We start from the raw sequence: 26833 nt of genomic DNA on the forward strand, positions 1-26833 counted from the left end.
AAGGATGCTAAATTGTTTAGAGGAGGTTTGCTATGCCCAATGTGAAATTACACCATAATGGAGAACTATATGAGCAGGAAGTGGCGGCAAACAGCAATTTAGTTGTATTAGCCGGGATCAAGAAGTTTCCTCATCTGAAGTATGGCTGCGGCATGGGTAAATGCACCAAATGTATGGTCACCGTTCTTGCAGGCGGCGAGGCTCTTGCCGAGCCTAACTGGAAAGAGAATAAAATGCTTGGCGACAAATTAAATAATGGCTGCCGTTTAGCATGCCAATTGTATATTTCAGATGATATTGAGATCCGCCAAGAATAGCTTGAGCTTCTCGGAATCACTGCCGTGAGCTTATACCTTGGCTTTCAGACAAGCCTGGAGGGGGCGCTCCAATGGAAAAATGCATACAGGTCGAGGAGAAGCTTAAGGAGCTAAATATTCAACTAGAGTCACTTCCTAAGCCGAGTGGTAATTATGTTCCCTATACGATAGTAGAGCCGATGATTTATATGAGCGGTGTAACTCCTAAAGTAAACGGTGTGCTCCAATATAAAGGCAAAGTAGGGTTGGATTTAACGAAGGAAGAAGGCTATCAAGCGGCTCGGCAATGTATAATTAACCAACTGGGTACACTAAAGGCCATTCTGGGGGATTTGGACCGAGTGGTGAACATTGTCAAGATGGAAGGCTTTATCCATGCTGCTTCTGATTTCTATGATCTGCCTTATGTGTTGAATGGTGCTTCTGATCTGCTTGTTGAAGCATTTGGTGAAAAAGGCGCACATGCCCGTTCAGCCATTGGTGTTGCTGCCTTGCCTGGTGGCGCCGCAGTCGAAGTGGAGCTAATTGTCCGGTATGAATAACAATGTAATCTGAATTGAACTGGTTTATGCCATTAAATAATAGATTAACTGGAGGTTTTGAAAATGAGCGAATTTATTATGGTATCCACAACAGAGCGTTACAAGACGGTTACTGACAATCCTGACTTGGAAACAATAGCTGAATATGAATATCACTTTTTTGGTAAGAAAAAAACTACATTCTCCATTTGCAAAATTAAAAATCCGGTTACTAGAATCGTAATTCAAGGCGTATCCGAGGTATTCCCGGACAACAGTATTCCTATTAAGGTATTTCCCAAGTTTGAAACAACCGAACAGATAGAGAAAGAAATCTACGAGTTGGATATGGATAAAGACAGCAAGATCGTTAAGGTTATATAGACTGGTTGCAGTAGAAGGTGCGGGCTTGATGAAGCTTGCGCCTTTTTTGTGTTATAATCCAGCATTTCCTTTTTCTTAATTGAAGCCTTGTTAAACAGCGTTTTGGCTACCGCCACCATTTGCAATATACATGATATCTGTTTTTCGTCTGTCATTGATGAACTAAGTTTATATGAAAACTAAAAAGGACCCTCTCTAATAGTGTTCATAGGAGGGTCTTAGTGCTTGTATTGAGTTGTCCATTTATATCTTATGTTTTCTAAAAAGTAGTTGTAACTGTATATTAACCCTATACAAAAACCTATTTTAGTAATAAATAGACCGTTGTCTATTAGTTATAAGACAAATGTCCATGCCGCCAATAGAAGAATGGAGTATGATACATCAAACCTATTTGGAGGTGTTTGGATTGGGTTGTCCCCTAGAGAAACGAAAAAAGGGCTGTATAAAGAAACAGGTTATTGTCTGCCCTTCGAAGAGAAAAAAACCTGTGAAGAGAGAATGTTGTAAGAAAATTGTCGTCAGAAAGAAAATTGTAAGTGTAAATATTCCCCAAGGAGCACAAGGAGCACAAGGAGCGCAAGGAGCTACAGGAGCTACAGGAGCTACAGGAGCACAAGGAGCACAGGGAGCTACAGGAGCACAAGGAGCGCAAGGAGCTCAAGGCCCGCAAGGAGCACAAGGCGCACAAGGAACACAAGGAACTCAAGGAACACAAGGGGTACAAGGAACTCAAGGACCGCAAGGAGCTAGAGGAGCACAGGGAGCACAAGGCCCTCAAGGAGCACAAGGAGCACAAGGAGCACAAGGAACTCAAGGAACACAAGGAACACAAGGTCCACAAGGAACTCAAGGACCGCAAGGAGCTAGAGGAGCACAGGGAGCACAAGGTTCTCAAGGAGCACAAGGCCCTCAAGGAGCACAAGGAGCACAAGGAGCACAAGGAACACAAGGCCCGCAAGGAGCTACAGGAGCTCAAGGAACTCAAGGTCCACAAGGAACACAAGGTCCACAAGGAACACAAGGCTCGCAAGGAACTACAGGAGCCCAGGGAACCCAAGGCCCAGCAGGTCCACAGGGTGGGCCCCAAGGAGTACAAGGTCCACAAGGAACTCAAGGCCCACAAGGAACTCAAGGAACTACAGGAGCCCAAGGAGTTCAAGGTCCACAAGGAACACAAGGCCCGCAAGGAGCTACAGGAGCTCAAGGAACTCAAGGTCCACAAGGAACACAAGGCTCGCAAGGAACTACAGGAGCCCAGGGAACCCAAGGCCCCGCAGGTCCACAGGGCGGGCCCCAAGGAGTACAAGGTCCACAAGGAACTCAAGGCCCACAAGGAACCCAAGGAACTACAGGAGCGCAAGGAGCTCAAGGCCCGCAAGGAGCTACAGGAACCCAAGGAACTACAGGAGCGCAAGGAGCTCAAGGCCCGCAAGGAGCTACAGGAACCCAAGGAACTACAGGAGCCCAAGGAGCACAAGGCCCGCAAGGAGCTACAGGAATCCAAGGAACTACAGGAGCGCAAGGAGCTCAAGGCCCGCAAGGAGCTACAGGAACCCAAGGAACTACAGGTCCACAAGGAACACAAGGCCCGCAAGGAGCTACAGGAGCCCAAGGAACTACAGGAACGCAAGGAGCTCAAGGCCCGCAAGGAACTACAGGAGCGCAAGGAGCTCAAGGCCCGCAAGGAGCTACAGGAGCGCAAGGAGCTCAAGGCCCGCAAGGAGCCCAAGGAACTACAGGAGTCCAAGGAGCACAAGGCCCGCAAGGTGTTCAAGGAGCTCAAGGACCTCAGGGAGCTGGAGGATTAATTCCATTTTCAACGGGTATCATCATCAGTGGTGCTACAGTAGTATCAGCTGCTCCAATTTTAATGGGTTTTGGTAATAACACGGTTGAAATTATTAACGGTTCTGGAGAATCAACTATGCCACCACAGGCAGGTGGTTTTGCTTTCCCAATTCCCTTTGCGGGAACCGTTCAAAATTTACAAATAAGCGCAGATTTATTGGTTGCTTCAGTGGTTTCTATAAATGTGACAGCTCTTGTATATGATTTTACAGTTTTCGTCGCACCTTCAGTTCCTAATAATGGGATTAGTCATCTTGCCTCACTTTACGTGACAACTCCGCTGACTAGCTCGCTTACTTTTGGAGGTCCTGGTAATACGGTTAATGCCGGTACCTTCTATGCAGCAACCAATATAAATGTCGGATCATTAACAGTCGCAGCGGGTGATCGTATTGGTATTCGTATAAGGACGAATGTAGCGTCTGATCCCTCAGCAGCTGATATTACCCAACTTTCGTTTAGCGCGAGTTTATCTTATACTCCTTCATAAAAAGCCTCGACTATTGTATCTGGCTATTTGTTTCAGAGTCAGGTTAACAATTCAGGGAATGAATTACCATATCTGAAAATATTCTCAATTAAGAGATCAAGCCATTTAGGCCTTGATCTTCTTTTGTTTTTTTCAGAAAGCGGGAACAATGAGGTATAGCAGTTGTCTTGTTTTTCGCAGCATAAACTCATATAATTGCCACGAGTTGTGCAAGCATCTCAAGGATCAGAGGTTAGCAGCAGCGCAAAGGGGATACTTATGATAATTAAAAAAAATATTTTTACTAAGCTCAATGCCGTCATTTTTATTTTTCTAATCCCGATCTTACTTCTTTACGGTTTATCGAATCAGGTTAGCGTCCAGGTTGTGGAGGGTTTATTGCAGAAGGAAAAGAGCAATCAGCTGGAGTTTTTCCGCAAGCAATTGGATGCGATAGCTCTAAGCCTGGCTATGAATGCGATCACACTTACGAGAGACACAACTGTCCTGGGGATGGAAAGAGCAATGTTATCAGGCCCACAGCAACAGTTGATTCAAATCGAATCCAACGTTCAGGAGAAATTAACCCTTCAGAGCTCCGCGAACAGTTGGAATAACGATATCACCTTGTACTTTCCTTCCGTTCAAAGAACGTTGTCGACTTCATTTCGCCAAATTCCCTACGATGAGCGCAAGTTGGATAAAAGTGTGAGGGTCCCCGGTTGGAGCTATAGGCCTGACCCTGAACGTCCGGATATGTCATCATTTGTTTATTACGCAGGCGGGCCCATAAATGAAAACGGGAAGCTTGATCAGAGTCTGGTTGTTGCCGAAATGGCATTCTATGAGTCCAATGTTACTTCTCTTCTGGATCAGTTGAAGACAGGCAGTAAAGGTGACCCTTTCATGGTTGACCGACAAAATCATCTCAGCTACAACCGCAGCTCCGATAAACAAACGACAAGCGCTGTTGTTGACGCTCTTTTTCAAAAAACGCTGGAGGAAAAAGGTGACTTTGTTTCGGAAATCGGCAAAAAGACGTATTTGGTTAACTACGTTTATTCGCAAGCACTTGGGTATTATGTGGTCGATTACACGCCGCTAGAGCAGATTCTATTTCCCATCACTAAGATTCGCAACTTTTTCTATGGCTTTATTATCCTATTGCTAGCAGTGGGGGTAATGGCTTCCTTCCTGCTGTATAAACACGTTCAGGCTCCGCTCCACGCACTCACAGGTGTATTAAAAAGATTTCAAAACGGTGATTTTAGCGTGAGGCTGCATAAATGGTTTCATAGTGAATTCGATTTTGTCGTCGTTCGATTTAATGATATGGCCGGGCAAATTCAGCACTTGATTGAAAATGTGTACGAAGAGAAGAACCGATCCCGGATGGCGACGCTCAAGCAGCTGCAGGCGCAAATTAATCCGCATTTTTTGTACAACTGTCTTAATTTTATCATTAGCTCCGCAAGTCTTGGCCGTAATGAGTCCGTTATTGCCATGGCATACAATCTAAGCGATTACTATCGTTACATCACCCGGCTTGATGATCCCAACACATGCTTGCGGGATGAACTTAAATTAGTGAAAAATTATTTGGAAATCCACACGCTAAGGCTGCAGCGAATCCAATACGAAATTAAAGTTCCTGAAGAAATGATGGACATACAGATGCCAAGGCTCCTCATACAACCGATTGTGGAAAATGCTATTGTACATGGCCTGGAGCCCAAAATGGGTGGTGGAACCCTCGTTATCAGCGGAGAGGTCATAGGCGAATATATCCGCATTACGATTGAAGACAGCGGTGTTGGACTTTCCTCGGACAGACAGCAGCAGCTAACGGAACAGCTTAATCAACCTATGGATGAGACGATCGGATACGGACTCTGGAATATACATCAGCGGTTAAAGTATTGGTATGGTGAATCCTCAGGTCTGGAAATAACATCCTCGGCAGCCCAATCAGGACTTTGTGTAACTATATATTGGAAAGAAGGTTATGATCATGATTCGATTGCTTCTGGTTGATGATGAACCTATGATTTTGGAGGATCTGGCGTTTTTTATCAATAAAACAGCCCATTTTGAACAAGTATATACGGCAGCTTCAGGACAGGAGGCTGTAGAAATAATAGAGCAATTCCCCATCGATATTGTTGTTACAGACATTCGCATGCCCGGGATGTCAGGACTTCAGTTTTGCGAATATGTCAAACAAAAACAGATGGATATCGAATGTATACTCTTATCGGGCTATGCTGAGTTCGAATATGCGCAGCAAGCGTTAAAAACCAATGCAGCGGCGTACCTGCTGAAGCCTGTGAAGAAGGACGAGCTGCTGCAAACCATTCTCCAAACAGCGGAGGTATTGCAGCAAAGGAGGGAAGCGGCAGTCTCCAACAAAAAGGCGCATGAGACGCTTCGCTCTCATTTGGTGCACTTGCAAGCATCCTTGCTGCTCGATTTGCTCAAAGGGAAGAAGCTGACTCCAGAGAAATTGAGCGAAGAAATGGAAAAGTTGAATATTCCTTTCGCTGCAGGTGATTGGGCAGCCATCATGCTGCTTAGAATTGAGAATCGTTTTCTGGAATATGACGAGCGCAGCATTTCCTTATTCGAATTTGCTGTCGTCAATATTACCGAGGAAGTGCTTAACGACCATTTTGAAGTCTGGGCCTGCAAAGATGACAGTCAATACCTGGCTTTCCTGATCAAAATGAAAAACAGCGATTTGTTGGACACACCCAGAAAAAAGGTTCTGGAGCAGCTGATTCCGCAATTGCAGCATTATATAACGATGTATTTGCAGGGGAAAATTTCTGTAATCGTCAGTGACTTCGAGGCTTTCCCAACGGGTATGGCCGAGGTGTATCAAAAAGCATTGCTGTTATTCAGAAGGCTGCCTGGCAGCGAGCAGGAGCTCTTTCTTCGACTGTGGGATCAACCGCCACAAACACCATTGCGCCCCCTTCAACGCTTGCATGAGCCTCCAACCATTTTGCAGCTGATTGAAACGGGCCGGTGGCAGGATGCGCAGGAGAGATTGAATTATATTTTTGAAGAGCTAAGCAGCAATGGTATGGATACCGCGGAATATTTGTCGGAAGTGTTCTTTGCATTATCGAATGCTTATACCTACGTGATTCATATGAACGGACTGCAAATGGCGGATGTGATAGAGGAGCCCTATATGTCAGGGAATAATGTCGCAACGTTTCGCACGGTGAAGCAGCTTCGTGGCTGGGCGATGCAGGTGCTGGAGCGGATTAAAGAGCGTGTAGCCGATGGCGGCAAAGTGACGAGGGGCTCCTTTGTTTTGCAAATTCATCAGTATATTGAACGTCACCTGTCCGAGGATGTGACCCTGCAGGCGATCAGCGAGCACGTGCATCTGCATCCTGCTTATTTGTCGGTTACGTACAAGCAAGAAACAGGTGAGAATCTGAGTGAATATATATACCGTTACCGCATGGAGAAGGCCGCGTATTTGTTAAGAAATTCGAAAGCCAAAATCTATGAAATCGCAGCCCAGCTCGGCTACCAGTATACCCCCTATTTTACGAAGCTGTTTAAAAGCTATTACGATGTATCGCCGCAAGAATACCGCGGTATGTCCAACCGGGAATAAGTGTTATCTTTAAATTGTCCTCTATTATCTTAAAATATCATCCGTATTCGTCTCCCCCTGGACAACTTATACTTTAGTTAAGAAGCAGCAACAACTTTCAAAGCCTATAGGGGGATACAGTAATGAATCGCATAATACTTGATACAGATATCGGAACGGACTCAGATGATGCTGTCGCATTATCGCTTGCACTGAGATCACCGGAGATCCAGCTAGAAGGAGTGACAACGGTTTACGGTAACGTGCATGTCCGGGCTAAGATTGCCAAGAAAATAATGGCGTTATCCGGCGACAGCGAAGTTAACGTTTATCCTGGAGTGGTACAAACCTTGCTGCATAACCGTGAGGTATTCTGGGCCGGGATTGAAGGCGAAGGGCTGGACATTGAGGATGACAGCATGAAGGACGTCAAGCACGCCGTAGATTATATCATTGAAACGGTTATGAATAACCCGGGTGAGATAACTTTGGTGACCATTGGGCCGTTGACGAATATTGCTGCAGCTATCATTCGGGAGCCGCGACTAGTGAAGAATGTGAAGGAAATCGTCATGATGGGTGGAGTCGTACGATTGGGCAGCAGCGCAGTAGAGCTCCCACCGATCGAGCATAATGTGAAATGCGATCCTGAAGCAGCGTCACTTGTATTTTCCAGCGGGGCTCCCATCCTCATGGTTGGGCTTGATGTTACGAGGCAGGTTTCCATTACAAGACAGGACAAAGACGATTTGGCAGCCTCGGGAACTCCGTTGGCCGTTACATTAACCAAGCAAATCGAAGGCTATATGGATTACCGGAAAAGAGATTTCACCTTTATGCACGACCCTTTGGCTGTTGCGCTGTTAGTAAACCGCCAATTGGTAACGACCAGAAGGATGAGCATTCAGGTTGATTACGATCATCGACATCCGACAGGCATTACAGTTGGGGAGCTGAATGAAGAGGGAAATGTTGAGGTTTGCCTTGAAGTGGACCGCGATACCTTCCTTAAGCTGTTAAAAGAAAGAGTGTTTTGCTAACACGCATTCATCTAAATAAGGGGGCTTTACTTTGAAAAAAATACAAACCACTATCGTTTGCTCGCTTGCTCTGCTGCTTGCCGCAGGATGCTCCGGTGCTCCGGGCAAAGAAGCTCAACCGGTCAAACAAGCGGATAGTGCAGCAGGCATGATTGAAATTTCTTATTTGGCTAACTCGATCTGGGAAAAGCCTATCAAAAAGGTTATCGAAGAGTTTGAGAAGGAAAACCCTAATATCAAGGTTAATCTGCAGCTCAGTCCTTCGACCAAGCTGACCGAAACCATAGAGATCAAGCTGGCCTCCAAAGCGCAGGATCTGGATGTTATCTCTGTCGATGTTCCGCTGACCATGGGCTATTCGTTAAAAGGATATTTGGAGCCGCTCGATGCTCTTATTGGCGCTGATGCCAAGCAAAAATGGATTTCTTCGGCAACGGACGCAGGCTCTTATCAAGGACAACTAATGGCTGCACCGATGAACACCTCCAGTGTCGTGCTGTTTTATAATAAAGATTTATTCCAGAAAGCAGGCGTTGCATTCCCATCGGATCAATTGCAATATCGCATGACTTGGGAGAACGTACTGGAAGTCGCCAAGAAATTATCCAAAGATACGAACGGCGATAATCAAAATGATATATTTGGCTTCAGCTTCGACCAGGTAGGCAAGGCTTATCAGCTCATATCCCTTGGACAAAGCAAAAATGCGAAGGTGCTGAGCGACAACGGCCTAACAGCCAAAGACTACACGAATTCACCGGAAATGGTTAGCGCTTTTCAGTTCTATTCGGACCTGTTCAATAAAGAGAAGGTTAGTCCAAAGATCAAACGTGAGGAAGCGCTGGACTACTTCATTTCCGGTAAAGTGGCGATGTTCCTCGCTTCAACCCAGAATATGCCGCGGATTAAAGATGCCGGCATGGACTTTGGCATAGCGCCTCATCCATATTTCGCAGGAGGCAAGGTTGCGACTCCTACAGGCAGCTGGCACGTGGGTATTTCCAAATATTCAACGAAAAAAGAAGCGGCAGCCAAGTTCGTCAAATATTTGACTTTAGGCAAAGGCTCGCAAATTTGGTTGAATGAAAATGGTGCGCTGCCAGCCAGCCTGGAGCTGCTGGATCAAATCGATAAAGATCCCAAATATAAGGATTTCCCGAATAACATTATGAAATTAGCCGCAGGCGAAGCGCGTGAAACAGCGGCTGTACGCCCGAAAACGCCAGGTTATCTGGAGTGGGAAAACAATGTTAACAAAGCATTCGAGGATATTAAGAATGGAACGGATCCAAAGAAAGCATTGGATGATGCCGCGACTTTAATAGACAGCCAATTAAAGAAATATCAATCCGTGGTGAAGTAAAACAACCGCGCTGGGGATGGGGAATCCGTTCCCCGTCCCTTCTTTTTTGGGGCTGTTAGAAATTTAGATGATTGAAGGTGAATGATATTAAAGCAGGGAGAATCACCCCGTATATATTTTTATTTCCGGCGATTGCAGGCTTGCTGATGTTTAAGCTGTACCCCGTTTTTAAAGGCTTGGAGGACAGCTTCTATGCACCGTCCTTTTTAAATGCAAGCGAAGCGTTTGTCGGTTTGCAGAATTATAGGTTTCTTTTTACCGATCCGGTATTTTGGAGCTCTTTGAAAATTACGTTGTTATTCAATGTATTCGTCAATCCGATTCAGGTCATTCTTGCTTTTATGCTGGCGCTATTGCTTAATGCGAAGCTCAAACATATCGGTTGGTTTAGAGGGATTCATTTTGTTCCTGTAGCCGTTTCGGTCTCTACCGCTTGTATCCTGTGGAACATCATGCTGAGCCCTGAGCAAGGAGTCGTCAATTCGATGCTTGTCGGTCTGGGCATGGAGCAGCAGCCTTTTCTAACGGGAGCTAAACAAGCCCTTGCTTCCATAATCGGTATAGCAACATGGAAAGGCATCGGCTATTGGGCTATCTTTTTCTTGGCGGGCTTGCAGGAGGTTCCAGTGTCTTTATACGAGGCGTCATCTATGGATGGAGCATCCCGCTGGGAGCAGTTTAAGCAGGTCACTTTTCCGATGATGAAACGGTCCATAACCTTTGTCGCAGTATCGGTGACGGTGTCCAATTTCTTATTATTCTCCCCGATGTATATTCTTACTCAGGGCGGACCGGAGCATAGCACGAATGTTCTGATGCTGGAGAGCTACAACAGCGCGTTTCTTTACTCCGATTCAGGCAGAGCCTCTGCGATCGTTATTATTTTGCTGCTATTAACTTTAAGTATCGTTGCCTTGCAATTCAAATTTCTGAAGGCAAAGCATTAGAGAGGAGATCCCATGAAACGTAATAAAGGCTCAGTCCCTTTACTGTATATCGCTCACATCCTTCTGGGGTTAATCATTCTGCTTCCTTTGGCGTTTGCACTTGTATCTTCGCTGCGGCCCCTGGATGAGATTTTTCGCTACATGTCCCCTGTTTCCTGGAGGACGTTTATCCCGACTCATATAACTTTTGATGCTTATGTCTCTTTATTTGTAGATAGAGGCTTTGGCCGAATTTTCTTTAACACGTTTTATGTTTCTATTGTCAATGTTGTGGTGGGATTGGTTATCGCTTCAATGGCTGCCTTTGCTTTTGTATATTTTGAATTTAAAGGCAGAGCTTTATTGTTTTTCCTCGTTATTCTTACTTTTATGATCCCGTTTGAGGTTATTGCAATCCCTTTGTATGGCCTGGTTGACAGCTTGGGGTGGATCGACACGTACTCAGGCATCATCGTTCCGGGTTTAGCCAATGGTTTGGTCATTTTTCTTTACAGGCAATTTTTCCTTGATCTTCCGAAGGCGCTTATTGAATCGGCCCGGATTGACGGAGCTTCATGGTTCAAAATATATGCGGGCATCATCCTCCCGCTGTGCAAGCCTGTTACGGTAAGTGCCGGATTGTTAATTTTTATTCATCAGTGGGAGTCCTTCATGTGGCCGTTGATAGCAACTCGTTCGAAAGAGTATAAGGTTATACAGGTGGCTTTAAGCGATTTTGTTACCGAGTTTGCAACCTATTGGAATGAAATGTTCGCTGGTATCATCATAGCTGTTATTGTGCCCGTCCTTGTTTTACTGCCGCTGCAGCGTTATTTTGTCAACGGTATCGCCAATACAGGATCCAAAGAATAGTGCCGTGAAGCGACTGATGGAATTTTTGCTTGAAATGAAGATGAAGAGACAGAAATCCGTTTGGCCTATACAAAGGGAGGTTGTTTCAATGGGAAATATAGTGGTTGTAGGCAGCATTAACATGGATTTTGTTTGTTATATTCGCAAGCTTCCGCTGCCGGGAGAAACGGTTCAAAGCTATAAAACGGAGACGAAATCCGGTGGCAAAGGAGCCAATCAGGCTGTTGCAGCAGCGCTTGCGGGTGGAAAGGTAACTTTAGTCGGAGCCGTTGGAAACGACTTCTACAGCAGGGATATCGTGTCTGGCCTTAAAAGCTACCAAGTAAATATAGACCGGATATTGAGGAAGGATAGTGACATTGGCACAGCTTTTATTGCAGTGGATGAATCAGGTCAGAACAGTATTGTCCTTAGCGAAGGGGCTAACGGCTGTTTGACTGTAGAGGATTTAGCAATGCTGCCGAGGCTGTTTGAAGAGTCGACTGTTTTGCTTGTCCAGAATGAAATACCTTGGAGCTGCACGCAATTTGCTCTCGAAGCTGCTAGGCAACAGGGCATACAAACTTATGTAAATCCGGCTCCAGCTCTAGCTATACCAGAGGAAGTATTTCCTCTAATCGATGTAATGATATTAAATGAATCTGAGGTTGAATACATTACAAGTGTGCGGCTTGATGAAGATTTATCTAACGTTAAACAAGCTGCAGCCCAGATTCTTGCGTCAGGGGTTAAGGAGGTTATCGTTACATTGGGTGAAAAAGGCTCGTTCTATATGAACAAGGAAGATGAAACTATTTTCACACCTGCCTTTTCTGTAAATACCGTGGATACAACTGCAGCGGGCGATACCTTTATTGGCTCCTTTATTGTGGCAAGGCAGCAAGGCTTGGCAATTAGCGATTCCCTGCAGCAGGCTAGCGCTGCTTCAGCTATTGCAGTGTCACGGGCCGGAGCTCAAGAATCGATACCGTCTGCGGACGAAGTTAATTTGTTTTTGAACAATAAGAAGGTTGGAAACTAAATCTGTAATACAAGTATCCGGACATGAAAAGGAGCCCGAGTGGAATTCAACTGGGCTCTTGCTTATTCTATTATGAGTATAAGTTCTTATTGAGCTGCATTAATCCGTCTTTGAGCGATTTTGTTTAAACGATCGACATCCTCTTCGCCCCATAAGACCGTAACGTCTCCGGTTACGAAGGTTTGACAAGCGAGACGGAAGCCTTGCTCAATCTTTTCGGTTCCCAGTCTATCGATTTCTTTCTTCATCACTTTACTGAGATGCTCGTTTCCGTCGACGATCTGTACGCGACACGTTCCGCAAAGTCCTCCGCCGCATTTGAAGGGAACGGCTCCCTCGTATCTGATGGATGTTCTAAGAAGATTCGCGTCTTTATCCACTTCGATAGTTTTGCCTGATGTTTGAAAAGTCACAGATGGCATAAGTATCCCTCCCCTTCGGTATAAGCCCATTATAACACAGCTATATGGTTTATGGTATACCAAATGCGATATTTTTGATATGATAGAAAAGTGGTTCCAAATTAAAAATTTCAGCTTATGCTTACTTAAGAATGTGTTTATGAAGTTGGTTTTGCCAAGGCAGATTCCAATAGAGACTTAGGGTAATTATTTTTTATGAAATTTTTGCAGGAGGGCTTATGAAAAAGGTAGGGATTATCGGGTACGGAACTATTGGAGAGGATGTAGCCCAGGCGGTGCATCAAGGAAGAGCTGGCTTGGTGCAGCTGGAGGCGATCCTGGTTAGGGATAAATCCAAATATGAGGATTCAAATTCGACGGAATATTTAATTACGGAAGATGAAGATGAGTTTTTTAATCAAAATCTGGACATCGTTATAGAGTGCGCCGGTCACGGAGCCGTCAGGAAATATGGGGAAAGGGCATTGCACCATGGCGCAGATCTTATATTGGTCAGCATAGGAGCTTTTGCCGATGAATCGTTGCAGAAGCTGCTCAGGGATAAAGCTGAACAGAGTGGGCGGAAAATCATAGTTCCCTCTGCTGCGATAGGCGGATTGGATCGAATTGCAGCCGGAAGCGTAGGTCCGATGGAGGAAGTAACGCTGGTTACGAGAAAGCCGCCTAAGGCTTGGTATGGAACGTTAATTGAAGAGCAAGTCAACTTGGCTGAATTAAGTGAGCCGTATTGTGCATTCGAGGGAGTTGCACGTGATTCGGCGCGATTATTTCCTGAAAGTGTGAATGTATCAGCAGCGTTGAGTCTTGCTGGCATTGGTTTTGATAAAACGAAAGTAAAAGTATACGTAGACCCACATATTAGCCATAATATTCATGAGATAGAAGCCAGAGGCAAATTCGGACAAATCAAGCTGCAAATTCAGAACACGCCATCCGCACGAAATCCGAAAACTGGATATATTGTAGCGATGAGTGTAATTAAGACGCTTCGGGATATGAGCTCTTCATTTGTAATTGGCATATAATTTGGGTTTGGAAAGAAGAAAAGGAGCGAATTGGATGGCGTACAACAGTATTATACTGCGTTTGGAATTAAATCATGCCAAAGTCAATTTTGGTGATGTAGCATCGGTCATTAGTAAGGCGGGCGGGGATATTACCTCTATTGATGTTATCCGTCCCGGACAAGAAACATCCACTCGCGACATCACAGTTCATATAGCGGATAAAGCGGAAGCCTTGATTGTAGAGTCACTTCGTCAGATGGATGGAATTCAAGTTGTCAATGTATCCGATAGTACATTTCTGGTGCATCTTGGAGGCAAAATATCCATTCAGCCGAATCTTCCTATTAAAAACCGGGACGATTTATCCAGAGTTTATACGCCGGGTGTGGCCCGTGTTTGTACCGCTATTCATGAAAATCCACAGAAAGCTTATTCGTTGACAATCAAGCGTAATACGGTGGCGGTTGTGACCGATGGAACGGCTGTATTGGGGCTGGGAGACATCGGGCCGCATGCAGCCGCGCCTGTGATGGAAGGAAAGGCGATGCTGTTTAAGCAGCTGGGCGGTGTGGATGCCTTCCCTATCTGCCTGGACACCAAGGATACCGAGGAGATCATTCGTACGATCAAAGCGATCAGCCCCATATTTGGCGGGATCAATCTGGAGGATATCAGCTCTCCTCGCTGCTTCGAGATTGAAACGCGTTTGGCAGAGGAACTGGATATGCCGGTTTTTCATGATGATCAGCACGGCACGGCTATCGTTGTTATCGCGGGACTGTTGAACGCCCTGAAGGTAGTAGGAAAACGTATGGAGCATGTGCGGGTAGTTGTAAACGGGATTGGTGCGGCAGGTGTGTCCATTTGCAAAATGCTGCTAGCCGCAGGAGTGAAGAGGCTGGTTCCCGTTGACCGCGATGGAGCCATTGTACGAGGCGGCGAATATGCTTATCCCATGTGGCAATGGCTGGCTGAGCAGCCTCAGGTTGAAGCTGAATCGGGCAGCTTGAAGGAAGTGATAAAGGGTGCTGATGTATTTATCGGTGTATCAAGGGGAGGGCTCTTGGGCGCGGAAGACGTTCAGAAAATGGCGCCGAACAGCATTGTGTTCGCCATGGCTAACCCTAAGCCGGAGATTGACCCGGAGGAAGCTCTCCCGCATGTTCGCGTGTTTGCCACAGGGAGAAGCGACTATCCGAATCAGATCAATAACGTGCTAGTGTTCCCTGGTATTTTCAGAGGAGCATTGGACTGCAGGGCCCGCCGCATCAATGAACCTATGAAGCTTGCCGCGGCTCGCGCTATTGCTTCGGTTGTTTCCGAGAAGGAGCTGAACGATCAGTATATCATCCCTAGTATTTTTAACGAGCAGGTCGTTACGAAAGTAAGGCATGCTACTATCGAAGCTGCAATATTAACCGGTGTGGCAAGACGTATACCGCCTGAATTCAGATAAGCTAAATAACCGAAAATTGAGATCAATGAAAGGGGCTGTCCCAAAAGACATTTTGAGACAGCCCCTCCACCATTTTATTCTGAATAGATGGTTGTAAAAGAGCCCTCAATTCCACTTTAATTATTGAAGGCTCTTTTACACATTCTTGTGTATTCAGTGACGCATAAGATGAGGTAGCTTTCCAACGCGTGCTAATCGCGGGTATCAGGTTCATGGCTCGTGGCTCGTGGTTCATGGCTCGTGGTTCATGGCTCGTGGTTCATGGTTCGGGGTTCGGTTACGGCATTGCATGGCATTCTGGCGCACTCCGTGCAATTAGCAGGAAAATCTCAAGTTAGTTACTCCGAAAATAGCGTTCCAAGCCTTATAGCTGGAATTTCTCATGCTAATTCTACGTATTTTGGCTGATATCCACCATATCCCCTCTATTAGAGTTAGTTTTTCCAGTTATATTGATTTAAGGTGATATCCACGCTGGATTAGCGTGAGGATTTCCATCTATTTCTTTTCTTTCCGCAGCGTCCCCGACAAATCATGGCCTCCTCTAGATTGAAAGCAGCCTTTGAACATCGCTTCTCGCCCCATCCCTTAAGCAACATCCAAAAAGCGGCCGAACTCATTTTTGGATTTTCCCCCCCCCCCCACTCTGATGGGAATTTCCCTACAAAAAAGGCGCTTCCATTTCCGCTTACATAGTGGTTTTGGAGGCGTATTTGTTCATAATTTGGGACTGATTCATTCACTGATACCCTTTTGGGGCAGCCTCTTTTGTGAGAGAAGAAACGCAAAGCACAGAGTAGAACAAAAGAGGGAATGGGTGTGCGTTCTGGTCCCCAAAGGAAGCTGCTGTCGATTATTATTATGTCGATTTTTGTTTAAACCTATGAATCTGTGTTAAAATGCACACTTTTTTGGTAGAAATTATGATAGAGTAAAGGGTATAGATTTAATCGGGATAATAGATTTTTTAAGGGGAATTGAATGGATGAAAAGGAAAAAAAACGCCGTCAAACGAAGTTCCGGCAAGAAATTAGCAAAGATATTAACGGCATCACTTGTGATGAATCCCGTGTTTTATGTGCTCCCATCCGCAACACCCTATGTACATGCGCTTTCTGCTCCAGTAGCCCCTCTCATAGCTCCCTATGTCAAAAGTCCGCTGCCTGATATTAAGGCAGGTGTTGGAAAATCAATAACGCTTGATTTAAGCCAGTATTTTGATGGAGCTACAGCATATTCATCCTCGGTTAGCGATCTGCAGGGCTTTAGTGCATCGATTAGCGGTAATTTACTTACGTTAAGTAATGACAGACTGGGAACAGCTACGGTAAGCATAACCGGAAGGGCAGGCAGCTTGCGAACAGTGACAGATACGTTCGATGTTTCGGTTATTCCGGATACAATGGATCGAGATAATAACAACATTATTGATATTGGTGAGATTGCAGCCTATGCAAGCAGCCATACGGTTGACCGGACAAGCTTGAATCAAATCCTTCATTTTATAGCGCCGCAGACTCCCTTTACTCCAAATACCCCTCCAAAATCGAAGGGCACATCACTTTCTGTTAATAAGAATGAATCTCTAATCATTAATCCTGACCAATTGTTCGAGGATATTGATAACAATGCTCTTACTATTGAAACCTTCAGCCTTAGCACATCAGGAAACGTAACAACCGCATTATCAGGCAATCGTATCACGGTTACCGGACTGCAGCAGGGGTTATTGGACTTGAATGTATCTGTGAATGACGGACACGGCGGTAGAGCAAGCAATACATACCCATTGTCCGTAATAGATGCGACTTATGGAGCTAACCATGCTCCAGTGTGGAATAATTCAATTACGGCTGTAACGGTTACCAAGGGGACTTATGCCACGATTGATTTACACAATGGATTTACAGATATTGACCCTGGGGATACGATGCAATTTAATCCCGTTTACATTAGCCCTTCGTCGCCTAACTTCATTCAAGTAGAACAAACTCAAGGGCTATTGAAAATTTATGGTGCAGCAATAGGTACCTCGACAGTGACGGCATCTGCTTACGATAGTAAGGGGGAGTCGGCACAGGGCAGCTTCGTAGTATCGGTGGCGAGCGCACCGCCTGTTAATCATCCGCCGGTAGCAGGAACGATAGATCCCCAAACGATAACAATGGGTGGTCCTCCGGTTCTGATCAATGCCCGCAGCCATTTTACAGATCCTGATGAAGGGGACAGCATGTTCTTTAACGTATCAACCTTTCCGGCAGGTATAGTAGATACGAGCCTGGTGAGCGGGCAATTATCCCTTGTACCCCGGTCGATCGGCACCACGACAGTGACGCTGAAAGCAACGGATAATAGCGGCGCTACAGCTCAGATCAGCTTTGACACGAAGGTTGTGTCTGAGAATCACGCTCCGGTGTATGTTGCCGGTAGTTTAGCAGATCTGATGGTCAGTCCGGATAACGGTCCTGTTACGATTAACTTGGCGGGAGCATTCACCGATCCGGATAGCGATTTATTAACATACAATGCAATAATTAGCGATTTAGCGATGGCGACGGCAGGTGTAAGCGGAAATAATTTAACTTTATACCCATCCCAGACAAGTCATGGAAGCACTCCTGTTACAGTGAGTGCTAATGATGGCCATAGCGCGACACAAGCGAGCTTTAATCTGACTCTGAACAGAGTGCCTGCTTTGATTAATGATGCTATTCCAACGAAGAATATTAAACATAACAGTATCGTGAATGTAAATGTTTCTTCCCGATTTATGGATGCGGATGGAGACACGCTCAGTTATTCCGCTGAATCAGACTTGGGTGGCATCTTGAACGTAACAACTCAACTTAGCAGCGGCAGTACATATGCTTTTATAGGTGGACTGCCTATAGGCACCAATATAGTAACGATTCGGGCAACGGACACTTATGGCAGCAGTGTAACGGATAAATTTACCGTGAATGTAGCCAATAACCCGCCGGTGTACGCAGCTGGCTACCTGTCTAACCTAATAGTTGATCCGTCTCTTGCCAAGCCTGTAATAATTGACTTAACAGGTGCCTTCACTGATGAGGACAGTGAGGATACCTTGATGTATAGTGCTGCAAGCGATAATACTGAGTTTGCAACGGTCGAAGTTGTTGGAAAGCAATTAACGGTATATCCCGCCCCTACAGGTCATGGATTGACGACTATCTCTGTTACGGCTAATGACGGACACCAAGGAGGCGCTGCTACAGCAAGCTTTGATATGACTTTGAACAAAGCGCCTATTCTGGTTGGTTCACCTACGCCTGAGATGAATATCAATCATAACAGCAAGGCTCGTGTAGTGGTTTCCAGCCGATTCTGGGATGGAGATGGAGACACGCTTAATTACTCCGCTGCATCGAATTTGGGTGGGAATCTATCAGTTACAATGATAACTAGTGGCAACATATACGCGGACATTGAGGGACTGCCTGCTGGTACCAATGTGGTGACACTAACAGCAAGTGACAATTATGGCGGCAGCGTTACCGATTCATTTATTGTTAATGTGAACAGAATCCCTGAACACATACCAGATGTTCTCAAATATGTGCCAAATGGTGGCTCTGTCACCGTGTATGCCAGTGACATCTTTAACGATGCGGATGAGGACAATATGGCCATAACTGCTGTTTACGGATTTAATACAGGTATTGTTAGCGCCAATCCGAGCAGCGGAGCGCTAGAACTGACTGGTTTGAATTCCGGCACGACAACCGTTACTGTAATTGTAGATGATCAGCATGGGGGTAAAGTAACCGGCACCTTTGACGTTGATGTGAGTACACCACCGACTTTGAGACAAGGCGAGGGTATTCCATTTACGCTCAGGGCACTGAACGTGGGGAACGGTCTTGTCTTCAGAACAGCCAATTCTTATTTTATCGACCCTGACGGAGATCCATTATCCTATACAGTTACATCCAATAATGGGGCAGTAGCAAAAGTAACTTTAAGCAGCACCGAATTTGGGAAGTATATGATTCAAGGAGCCTCTGCGGGAACATCCACCATAACAGTAACCGCCGATGACGGTCATGGAAATACGGTCGCAGACTCATTTAATGTTGAGGTTTATGATCCTAATGAAGTTTATGTATATGACAGTCTTACTGCTTTCGGGTCGTTCGATGTTTACTTGGGTGATATATTTGGTACATTACCTATCTCTGCTATTTCGATCCCTAATACAGGCTCCAATTATACAAACTATTTTTTGAATTATAATTTAAACGGAAATTATTTGACTCTGGATAGATACTATGAGGATTCAATGGGCCCCTTCCCTTTAACCGGATCTACTACGATAACCGTTGATGTCAATGCTCCAGACACGGTTTCCAAAGCCATTAAGTTTAATTTTTATTACGATTACCTCCTTCCTTAAATCAAAAGCTGGGTTCATGGAAAAAATGAAAAAAAGGCCAACCTCGCCGTTGGTCTTTCTTTTTGAAGTACAGGGATGCTAAAAGGCAAGGCAAGGCGTTAATTTGGCACATCAAAAAAAGATTATTCGATTTTGAGGAAGAGGAAACAGGTGAAACCATTGCAAACTATTCCCTTGCAACCGATCATAGACGCATTGAAAACAAAACGCTACAAAGAAGCGGAAGCCCTGTCCATCGAAGTGCTGCGGAGCAATCGGCTCTTGGCGCAAGCCTGGGTGTATCTGGGTGAAGCCTTGATGCATCAAGGCTATGGAAAGGCCGCGCGGCGGGTATTTGACCGTGCATGGATGCTGGACCCGCAGTCGGCTTGGGTACATGCTGTCCATAAAGCAGTCAAGGACGTCTCTGACGGTCCGGAGAGAGCGTCAATCAATGAGCTGCTTGAGGTCAAAAAGGTAACCGTTGCTGCAGCTATCCTGGTCTACAATAATGAACGTTCCATAGAACGTTGTCTGACCCAATTGATCGGTGCGGTAGACGAGATCGTAGTAATAGACTCTAATTCTACAGATCGCACCGTAGAGATCGTTAAACAGTTCCCTGAAGCTAAGCTTGTTAACGTAGAGTGGCGTGAAGATTTTGCAGAGAAGAGAAATCGTGGACTTGAGCATGTAGAAAGTGACTGGGTACTGTGGGTAGATTCCGATGAGTATCTTGTTGCTGAAGATAAGCATGCAGTTCGCGATATAGCCGGTATATTCGATGAGCTGGAGATTCCGCCTGTGCTGTTAATCTGGCAGCTTAATCAGATGGACGGAACGCTCTCGGATGAGTTTACACAGACGCGCATGTTTCCGACAAGGCGAGGTTTGCTCTACCGAGGGCGTGTTCATGAACAAATTGTTCTTGAGGGGCAAGGTGTGTTTGAAGGAGAGTCTTACCGTCAATCGGTACGAATACGGCTGCTTCACGACGGTTACGAGCCTTCCATAGTGAAAGATGAAAAAAAGCTTGAACGCAACCTCAGGCTACTGGAGCAAATGGTTGCCGAAGAACCGGATAATCCAGGCTGGCTGCTCTACTATGGCAGGGAAAGTATGGCTTACGGGAACGTAGACAAGGCTATTGAGCTGTTCTTGGCTGCTGAAGCAAAGGCTGCTGACTATCCACGCTTTGGACGTACTCTGGATGTCCAAATGTTTCTCGTGAAAATTTACATGTCGCGAAAAGAATTGGATTTGGCGGAACAGGCTTGCAGGCGAGCACTTTCCAAAGCACCGAATTTTCCGGATGCAATCTACTATCTTGCACAAATTCAGATGAGGCAGGCAGTTCAGTTGCTTCAGAGTTCCGAGAAATCGCTGCGCAGTATTAAGGAGCAGTTTCAAACCTACCGTGGTCCAACGCCAGCCGATACACAAATTCCGCAGTGGAAAACCGATGTGGCCATCGCAGATCTGGCTCTTATCTCAGGAAAAAAACAAGATGCTCTCGCGATATTGCGTCAGGTGCTTGAACGTAACCCGAGTCTGGAGGCTGTTCGTAATAAGCTGCAAAAATTGGAGAAATGACTCCGCTGCCACTCGCAATCCATATTTTTAAAATGAAGTCTCTCATTTCTGCTGTTGAAGTAGAAGCGGGAGGCTTTTTTTAAATAAATAAAGCATATTACTCAAGTATGTAGTCGCATATTTTCAACAGGCTATGGTATGATGAAAGCGTTTATACTAATTGTGTAAAAATTGATAAGTATTTCTAAAAAATATTAGGAGGATATGACCGATGTCTTATTTATCCGTAAGCACCTGGAGCCTGCATCGTCTGTTAGGGCCGCTTCGCTGGACTCAGTGGGATGCCAATTCGAGTACACACTCAATTCGTATACAAGAGCAGCCGGAGGTACTGACGCTGTTGGAGCTGCCTGGGGAAGCCGCAAAGCGGGGCTACAAGGCTATAGAGGTGTGCCACTTTCATTTTCCATCCACGGATGCTGCGTATTTGGCACAACTGCGGGAAGAATTCGCTGCTGCAGGCATCTCCTTTGATACTTTACTGCTGGATTATGGCGATCTGACTATAGTGGACGACATTCGACGCGAGGCTGATTATGCTCTGATCCGCAGTTGGATCGATATTGCCGCAGCAGCTGGCGCTAAACAAATCCGTGTAATTGCCGGTGACGCCGAGCCTTCCGATGAAGAGGCGATTCGCAAGTCAGCTGAAGCTTTGACGGAGCTTGCAGATTATGCAGCCATACAGGGAGTCCGGGTCGTTACTGAAAATTTCCGGGCACTTACATCTACAGCTGCGAGCTGCCTTAAGATTCTTGAGCAAGCCAGTGATAAGGTTGGGCTCATAACCGATTTTGGCAATTTTAAGCTGCCATCTAAGTACGAAGAGTTTGCTATGACGCTGCCGTACAGTGTATCGGTTCATGCCAAGGCGCAGTATGATGACAAGGGAATGCCGGATGAAACAGAATTTGTGAGCTGTCTGGATACTTTGAGGGCAGCTGATTACAAGGGTGCTGTTGTGCTTATTTATGATGGACCGGGCGACATGTGGGAAGGACTGGAGCGAATCCGCACAATTGTTCAACCCTATTTGTAAGTTAGGCAATGGCTTGAGAAAGATAATCATTGTCATTTACTTATTAATAGTAAATTGCTTTACTTATGTAAGTGTATAATGTACAATAGGCTTATCCAATTTAACTAAGGAGGCGAATACGATGGGACAATGTGCCTGTGGTAACACTAAGAATGCTGAAGGAAACTGTGACGGTTCACACGCTAAGAAAGATAAGTAGTATATGAGATTGTATATGAACAAATAAAAAAGACCTGGATTATGCAGCAGTGCATAGGCTAGGTCTTTTCTTGCCATGTAAGAAGGTTTAAGTGCTTTACAGCGCTAAAGTAAGATGCCCTTTCTAGTATAAGTTGATCAAGGGGGATTTTTATAGGGATAGCGGCGGCGATGAGCTCTGGAGGATTTTGTACGGAACGGAGAGTTCCGCTATTCCATCAGCCGCCCCCAATATGGATCGATAGCGGAAGTAGGAATTCTGTTATGTAGGCCGAATGGAGCATGTATGCACAAAAATAGAGCAATAACGGAACTGGCTGTTCCTGTATCGCTCTGATTTTTGGACTTTTCAGGTGATAAAGGAACAATTACTTCCGCATTGCCTTTCACTTAAAGCATTCCGTTCAAAGGAACACGATTTCACCAGTGGCTATAATCCCACACCCATCCCTCCAAAGCGCACAAACGTAGATCGTACGCCAAGGACGCCGTAAGGCATTTTTCTTATAATAACAGACTTTATAAGTTTTCAGCGAAGCTGAAGAAGTCTGATATTGCAAGAAAAGCTACCGCTAAGACACGAATGTATCTTCCTCGAAAGAGCTTCGATCAGAAGCTTTTCTTATGAGAAATAAGGAGTGTTACGAGTTGGTGGTATGTGTAGGTTCCCTCTAATGGAGTCAGCGCCGTGTTTCCCTTCACTATAACAAGCAAAGAGCGGCGATAACGCCGATGACTCCATAAACAAGACCGAAGACAAAGTTCCATAATGTAATCCGGTAAGGATTTACTTGCAGGAGTCCGCTCATTATTGTGACGGTTGTGTTGAAGGTCCCCATAAAAGAAGAGCATAAGCATGAGGTAACCAGAACGATAGCGATGCTGAGCGGGTTCATGACTTGCAGGATGGGCTGCAAAAAGATTCCAAATAAGCTCATAACTACCAATGGATGCACACCGATTATCGGCAAAATCAAACAGACCAGAAAGATGAATACAAACAGCACTACGGGCCACTGAGACATGGCTTGGACGGGTTCTTCCATTAACTGAAACAAATGAGTTTTGGAAACCGCACCGTTGAAAAATCCGAATGATAAGAACAGCACAAGCAAATGACGCAGTCCGTCCACACTGTTCTTCCACTGTTTGCGGCTGGTGGACACAAATCGTTTAAACCGTCTCAAGATGACGGACCACAGCAAGGAAAAGGGAAGCAGGGCGAACGTCATAGCCGCAAAAAAAGAAATGCCAAGCACGGCCTGCAGCGCAAAAGCGGATGCGATTAACAGCACGAGAGCCAGCAGAAAAGCACCTGTTTTGGACCAGGAGGGAGCTAATGGAGTGACGCCGGTCTCTTGCTTCAGTGGAATTTTACGGAATTGCAAGCCCCATAATCCCCCTGCAATAAATAGAATGGCAGACAGTCCAAGCATCCAGGGCAGCAAGGATAAATAAGATACCCCGGTAATCAATACGGCTGTTGCAACCAATGGCTCAACAGGACTCCAGACAGATACGATTCCGAATCCGCGAAGAATGGACATGCTCATAAGGCGGTTCGTCAGTCTTAAATCCTGCCCTTGAAGATGCTTGCTCAGCACCCGGTGAAGCAGTGGAATGGCTGCAAAAAATAAAAAGAGGCTCAGCAAATAGCTGACCGCCAAGGAACGGACATATAGATGCCCCAAGTGACCGGACTGCACATTGAGCCATCTGCTCAAATGCCGATCGTACCCCCCGATACGAATGACACGGTTTACAAACGGCAGCATATACAACAGGGAGATCAGCATGACGTTGGACGTCATTAAGAAAGGAACCTCGGTTAGTGGTACATTCGCCCACACGATACATGCAATACCCGCAGTGATAAAAAGAGCGGCAACAATTTGAAACATCCTTCTCGCGGCATGCAGGGAGACAATCAAGCTGAGGAGTGCGAGCGTGCCTTCAACTGCCTGCAGCCATCTCCATCCAGTAAGAGTCTCTAGTACAAAGGCAATGACCAGCATGGTGAAAAGGATAGATCTGGATGCGTTCATCATGGAGTAAATCACAGCTATTCTCCTGTCTGATAAAAATGACTATAATAAATTCATGGGTATTATAGCATGGATTGCATCTGAATGGACAGGAGTTAATCATGTGAATAGAGTTCTGGTAATGGGATATAAGGCTTCTGAGCTGGGGATATTTTCGCTGAAGCATAAGGGAATTGAAATTATTAAGAAGGCCATCAAAAAGCAAATTATTGCCCTCATAGATGAAGGCTTGGAATGGGTTATAGTGAGTGGACAGTGGGGAGTGGAGCTGTGGGCGGCGGAAGCTGTGCTTGAATTGCAGCAGGAGGAGTCGTATAACCATCTCAGATTGGCTGTCATTACGCCTTTCTTGGAGCAAGAAGAGAAGTGGAGCGATGAGAAGAAAAGCATCTATGAAGCTATTATGCAAAAAGCCAATTATGTAAACAGTGTGTCCAAGAGCAAGTATGATGGGCCTTGGCAGTTTAAAGAGAAAAATAAATTCCTGCTGCGCAACTCCGATGGGATGATCCTGTTATATGATGAGGATAACGAGGGCTCGCCGAAGTTTATTAAAGAGCAAGCTTCGAGGCTCGCTCAGCTGCAAAATTACCGTATTATTAGCATCACGGCTTCCGATCTGCAAAGTATTGCTGAAGATGAGCAGCAGCCTGATTATTATTAGCTTCAAGGAAAAGCCTTAAAAACCACCTCAAGGCGTGTATGGATTGAACAACGCCATTGAGGTGGTTTTTGTGCATTTTATTATAAATCCAGCATGGATCAGCTAGCGTATGGCGCTGACATATTACATATTGAATCTATCGAGCTGCTCCCTGGAGAATAGCTCATTGCCGGCCTGGGCGTTTGCAGCAGCCTGCTTAGGTGACTTCGCACCGGGGATAGCTACGGCTGCCACAGGGTGAGAGATAACGAAGCGCAGAGCTGCCGTAGCCATATCTTCACCATCGTGCAGGACCTGCTTGACCGCGTTCAGCTTGTGGATGCGGTTTTCGAACTGCTGGCGCCCTGCGCCATCCGAGTTCCAGTTTACACGTACGCTATCGGTAAAGACAGTTTCTGCCGAATAGTTACCGGATAATAAACCCATGGATAAAGGACCGCGCACAAGGACACCAATGCCGTGTTCCTCGCAATAAGGCAGAAATTGTTGTTCGGCCGCCCTATTCAATAGGGAATAATCCACTTCAACGACGCGACAATTGCCATGAACATTGAATTTCTTCAGCACTTCCAGGCTATCTGTAGATATGCCGTATTCTCTAATTTCCCCATTTTGCTTCAAAATTTCGAAGCCCTCCAGAAATATAGAAGGATCCTCAATATTCGATATATGGCAGAGCATAACATCCACCCAGTCGGTTCTTAAACGGTGCAATGAAGCATGTGCGCAAAGCCTGATCATATCGGGAGTGGTTAGAGGAACTCCTTGTCCGGTACGCTTGCCGAAATTTCCGATTTTGGAAACGATATAAGCCTTGTGCCGTTCACCCGCAAGTCCTTTTCCGAGACGTTGTTCGGATAAACCGTTTGGAATTCCATAAGACTCAGCAGTATCGAACAAATTAACGCCATGGTCCAGTGAAGTACGGATCGTAGCAAACGAGGTTGCATCGTCCACCTCTCCCCACTGATTCCCGATATTCCAAGTACCCAGTCCTATAGACGAAACCTGCCATCCTGTATTTCCGAAGCTGCGGTAAATCATCATTCACCACTCCTTTAGTAATTGGTAGAAATCGCTTACAAATGACTTCCTTTATTATACATGAAAAAGCGATGTCAAACCTTTGAGTTTTTGTGTTTAAACAATGTGAGGCGTGAGGAGTATTGGGCAAGTTTTTGTTATTGGATTAACGCGAACATTACATGAATTATTTTAGAAAACGTTCGTATTTATTAAAAAATAATATGAAAAATGTCAATAAACATAACATGAACTATTGAAATATACGTTTATTTAAAGTAAATTATTAATAATAAGAATTAATGTTATATTAAATAACATAAACGTGACTTAAAATATTGTTATTAACCAGTTATTTTATAATATCAGACTTTATAAGTTTTCAGCGGAGCTGAAGAAGTCTGATATTGCAAGAAAAGCTACAACTTAGACACGAATGTATCTTCCTCGAAAGGGCTTCGATCAGAAGCTTTTCTTATAATATCAGCGTACTATGTCAATAAGCTTTAAACTGACTTTTGAGTAACTCAAACACACCTAACCATAAAAATTTTTAAAAATTAGTTAGCAACTGACGAAGAGCAGTGGACTTAACCGTCATATCTCGAACTT

20 protein-coding genes are annotated in these 26833 nt (G+C 45.2%); 17 read left to right on the forward strand and 3 right to left on the reverse strand.

Features of this window, described 5'->3' with window-relative positions; translation table 11 throughout:
• The first annotated feature begins 32 nt into the window (after positions 1-32).
• The 11 genes from NV381_RS30760 to rbsK all read left to right on the forward strand — a co-directional run bounded on the left by NV381_RS30760 (position 33) and on the right by rbsK (position 12378).
• Entirely contained in the window at positions 33-317 is a 285-nt protein-coding gene (locus NV381_RS30760) for a 2Fe-2S iron-sulfur cluster-binding protein (RefSeq protein WP_258217142.1), read from the forward strand.
• Positions 318-388: 71 nt separating this feature from the next.
• Complete coding sequence (locus NV381_RS30765; RefSeq protein WP_258217143.1) at positions 389-859, forward strand: RidA family protein; 471 nt, start codon at positions 389-391, stop codon at positions 857-859.
• A 63-nt stretch (positions 860-922) separates the two neighbouring features.
• On the forward strand, positions 923-1222 hold the full coding sequence (locus NV381_RS30770; protein ID WP_258217144.1) for a hypothetical protein: 300 nt from the start codon (positions 923-925) through the stop codon (positions 1220-1222).
• 490 nt (positions 1223-1712) lie between these two features.
• Positions 1713-3563 carry a hypothetical protein gene (locus NV381_RS30775; RefSeq protein ID WP_258217145.1) on the forward strand — a complete coding sequence of 617 codons (1851 nt, stop codon included), beginning with the start codon at positions 1713-1715 and terminating at the stop codon, positions 3561-3563.
• 258 nt (positions 3564-3821) lie between these two features.
• Complete coding sequence (locus tag NV381_RS30780) at positions 3822-5576, forward strand: sensor histidine kinase (protein WP_258217146.1); 1755 nt, start codon at positions 3822-3824, stop codon at positions 5574-5576.
• Positions 5554-7176: a response regulator gene (locus tag NV381_RS30785; protein WP_258217147.1), complete on the forward strand. Its 1623-nt coding sequence runs from the start codon at positions 5554-5556 to the stop codon at positions 7174-7176. Before NV381_RS30780 ends, NV381_RS30785 begins: the two co-directional genes overlap by 23 nt.
• Positions 7177-7298: 122 nt before the next feature.
• Positions 7299-8195, forward strand: coding sequence for a nucleoside hydrolase (locus tag NV381_RS30790; protein WP_258217148.1), 897 nt, complete (start codon positions 7299-7301; stop codon positions 8193-8195).
• Positions 8196-8226: 31 nt separating this feature from the next.
• A complete protein-coding gene (locus NV381_RS30795; RefSeq protein ID WP_258217149.1) occupies positions 8227-9558 on the forward strand; it encodes an extracellular solute-binding protein in 1332 nt (443 codons plus the stop codon).
• A gap of 77 nt (positions 9559-9635) precedes the next feature.
• Positions 9636-10505 (forward strand): carbohydrate ABC transporter permease, encoded by an 870-nt coding sequence (locus NV381_RS30800; protein ID WP_258217150.1) that lies wholly within the window; start codon positions 9636-9638, stop codon positions 10503-10505.
• A 12-nt stretch (positions 10506-10517) separates the two neighbouring features.
• Positions 10518-11357, forward strand: coding sequence for a carbohydrate ABC transporter permease (locus NV381_RS30805; protein ID WP_258217151.1), 840 nt, complete (start codon positions 10518-10520; stop codon positions 11355-11357).
• A gap of 88 nt (positions 11358-11445) precedes the next feature.
• Positions 11446-12378, forward strand: coding sequence for a ribokinase (gene rbsK, locus NV381_RS30810; protein ID WP_258217152.1), 933 nt, complete (start codon positions 11446-11448; stop codon positions 12376-12378).
• Positions 12379-12464: 86 nt separating this feature from the next.
• Here rbsK and NV381_RS30815 read toward each other — a convergent pair whose 3' ends face one another.
• Positions 12465-12800: a 2Fe-2S iron-sulfur cluster-binding protein gene (locus NV381_RS30815; RefSeq protein ID WP_171656000.1), complete on the reverse strand. Its 336-nt coding sequence runs from the start codon at positions 12798-12800 to the stop codon at positions 12465-12467.
• A gap of 218 nt (positions 12801-13018) precedes the next feature.
• Here NV381_RS30815 and nadX point away from each other — a divergent pair, with 218 nt between their 5' ends.
• The 5 genes from nadX (at position 13019) to NV381_RS30840 (ending at position 22291) form a co-directional block, all read left to right on the forward strand.
• Positions 13019-13825 (forward strand): aspartate dehydrogenase, encoded by an 807-nt coding sequence (nadX, locus tag NV381_RS30820; RefSeq protein WP_258217153.1) that lies wholly within the window; start codon positions 13019-13021, stop codon positions 13823-13825.
• A gap of 34 nt (positions 13826-13859) precedes the next feature.
• Entirely contained in the window at positions 13860-15263 is a 1404-nt protein-coding gene (locus NV381_RS30825; protein WP_258217154.1) for an NAD-dependent malic enzyme, read from the forward strand.
• Between the two features lie 985 nt (positions 15264-16248).
• Positions 16249-19680 carry an Ig-like domain-containing protein gene (locus tag NV381_RS30830; protein WP_258217155.1) on the forward strand — a complete coding sequence of 1144 codons (3432 nt, stop codon included), beginning with the start codon at positions 16249-16251 and terminating at the stop codon, positions 19678-19680.
• A gap of 150 nt (positions 19681-19830) precedes the next feature.
• Entirely contained in the window at positions 19831-21252 is a 1422-nt protein-coding gene (locus tag NV381_RS30835; protein WP_258217156.1) for a TPR domain-containing glycosyltransferase, read from the forward strand.
• Positions 21253-21463: 211 nt separating this feature from the next.
• Positions 21464-22291, forward strand: a complete 828-nt coding sequence (locus tag NV381_RS30840; RefSeq protein WP_258217157.1) for a sugar phosphate isomerase/epimerase family protein — start codon at positions 21464-21466, stop codon at positions 22289-22291.
• A gap of 899 nt (positions 22292-23190) precedes the next feature.
• Here the strand turns inward: NV381_RS30840 and NV381_RS30845 are convergent.
• Positions 23191-24549, reverse strand: coding sequence for a hypothetical protein (locus tag NV381_RS30845; protein ID WP_258217158.1), 1359 nt, complete (start codon positions 24547-24549; stop codon positions 23191-23193).
• 88 nt (positions 24550-24637) lie between these two features.
• Between NV381_RS30845 and NV381_RS30850 the strand changes: the two genes are divergently transcribed.
• Positions 24638-25198: an SLOG family protein gene (locus NV381_RS30850; RefSeq protein WP_258217159.1), complete on the forward strand. Its 561-nt coding sequence runs from the start codon at positions 24638-24640 to the stop codon at positions 25196-25198.
• Between the two features lie 123 nt (positions 25199-25321).
• Here NV381_RS30850 and NV381_RS30855 read toward each other — a convergent pair whose 3' ends face one another.
• Positions 25322-26245 carry an aldo/keto reductase gene (locus NV381_RS30855; protein WP_258217160.1) on the reverse strand — a complete coding sequence of 308 codons (924 nt, stop codon included), beginning with the start codon at positions 26243-26245 and terminating at the stop codon, positions 25322-25324.
• Positions 26246-26833: the final 588 nt, after the last annotated feature.

The organism is Paenibacillus radicis (ex Xue et al. 2023) (assembly GCF_024722015.1).
Lineage (GTDB): Bacteria > Bacillota > Bacilli > Paenibacillales > NBRC-103111 > Paenibacillus_S.

Excerpts from the sequence above, each read along its gene's own strand:
- NV381_RS30825 (WP_258217154.1), top strand. The coding sequence starts at position 13,860 with ATGGCGTACAACAGTATTATACTGCGTTTGGAATTAAATCATGCCAAA.
- NV381_RS30785 (WP_258217147.1), top strand. The coding sequence starts at position 5,554 with ATGATTCGATTGCTTCTGGTTGATGATGAACCTATGATTTTGGAGGAT.
- NV381_RS30840 (WP_258217157.1), top strand. The coding sequence starts at position 21,464 with ATGTCTTATTTATCCGTAAGCACCTGGAGCCTGCATCGTCTGTTAGGG.
- NV381_RS30805 (WP_258217151.1), top strand. The coding sequence starts at position 10,518 with ATGAAACGTAATAAAGGCTCAGTCCCTTTACTGTATATCGCTCACATC.
- NV381_RS30790 (WP_258217148.1), top strand. The coding sequence starts at position 7,299 with ATGAATCGCATAATACTTGATACAGATATCGGAACGGACTCAGATGAT.
- NV381_RS30780 (WP_258217146.1), top strand. The coding sequence starts at position 3,822 with ATGATAATTAAAAAAAATATTTTTACTAAGCTCAATGCCGTCATTTTT.
- NV381_RS30855 (WP_258217160.1), bottom strand. The coding sequence starts at position 26,245 with ATGATGATTTACCGCAGCTTCGGAAATACAGGATGGCAGGTTTCGTCT.
- NV381_RS30760 (WP_258217142.1), top strand. The coding sequence starts at position 33 with ATGCCCAATGTGAAATTACACCATAATGGAGAACTATATGAGCAGGAA.
- rbsK (WP_258217152.1), top strand. The coding sequence starts at position 11,446 with ATGGGAAATATAGTGGTTGTAGGCAGCATTAACATGGATTTTGTTTGT.
- NV381_RS30815 (WP_171656000.1), bottom strand. The coding sequence starts at position 12,800 with ATGCCATCTGTGACTTTTCAAACATCAGGCAAAACTATCGAAGTGGAT.
- nadX (WP_258217153.1), top strand. The coding sequence starts at position 13,019 with ATGAAAAAGGTAGGGATTATCGGGTACGGAACTATTGGAGAGGATGTA.
- NV381_RS30765 (WP_258217143.1), top strand. The coding sequence starts at position 389 with ATGGAAAAATGCATACAGGTCGAGGAGAAGCTTAAGGAGCTAAATATT.
- NV381_RS30830 (WP_258217155.1), top strand. The coding sequence starts at position 16,249 with ATGAAAAGGAAAAAAAACGCCGTCAAACGAAGTTCCGGCAAGAAATTA.
- NV381_RS30770 (WP_258217144.1), top strand. The coding sequence starts at position 923 with ATGAGCGAATTTATTATGGTATCCACAACAGAGCGTTACAAGACGGTT.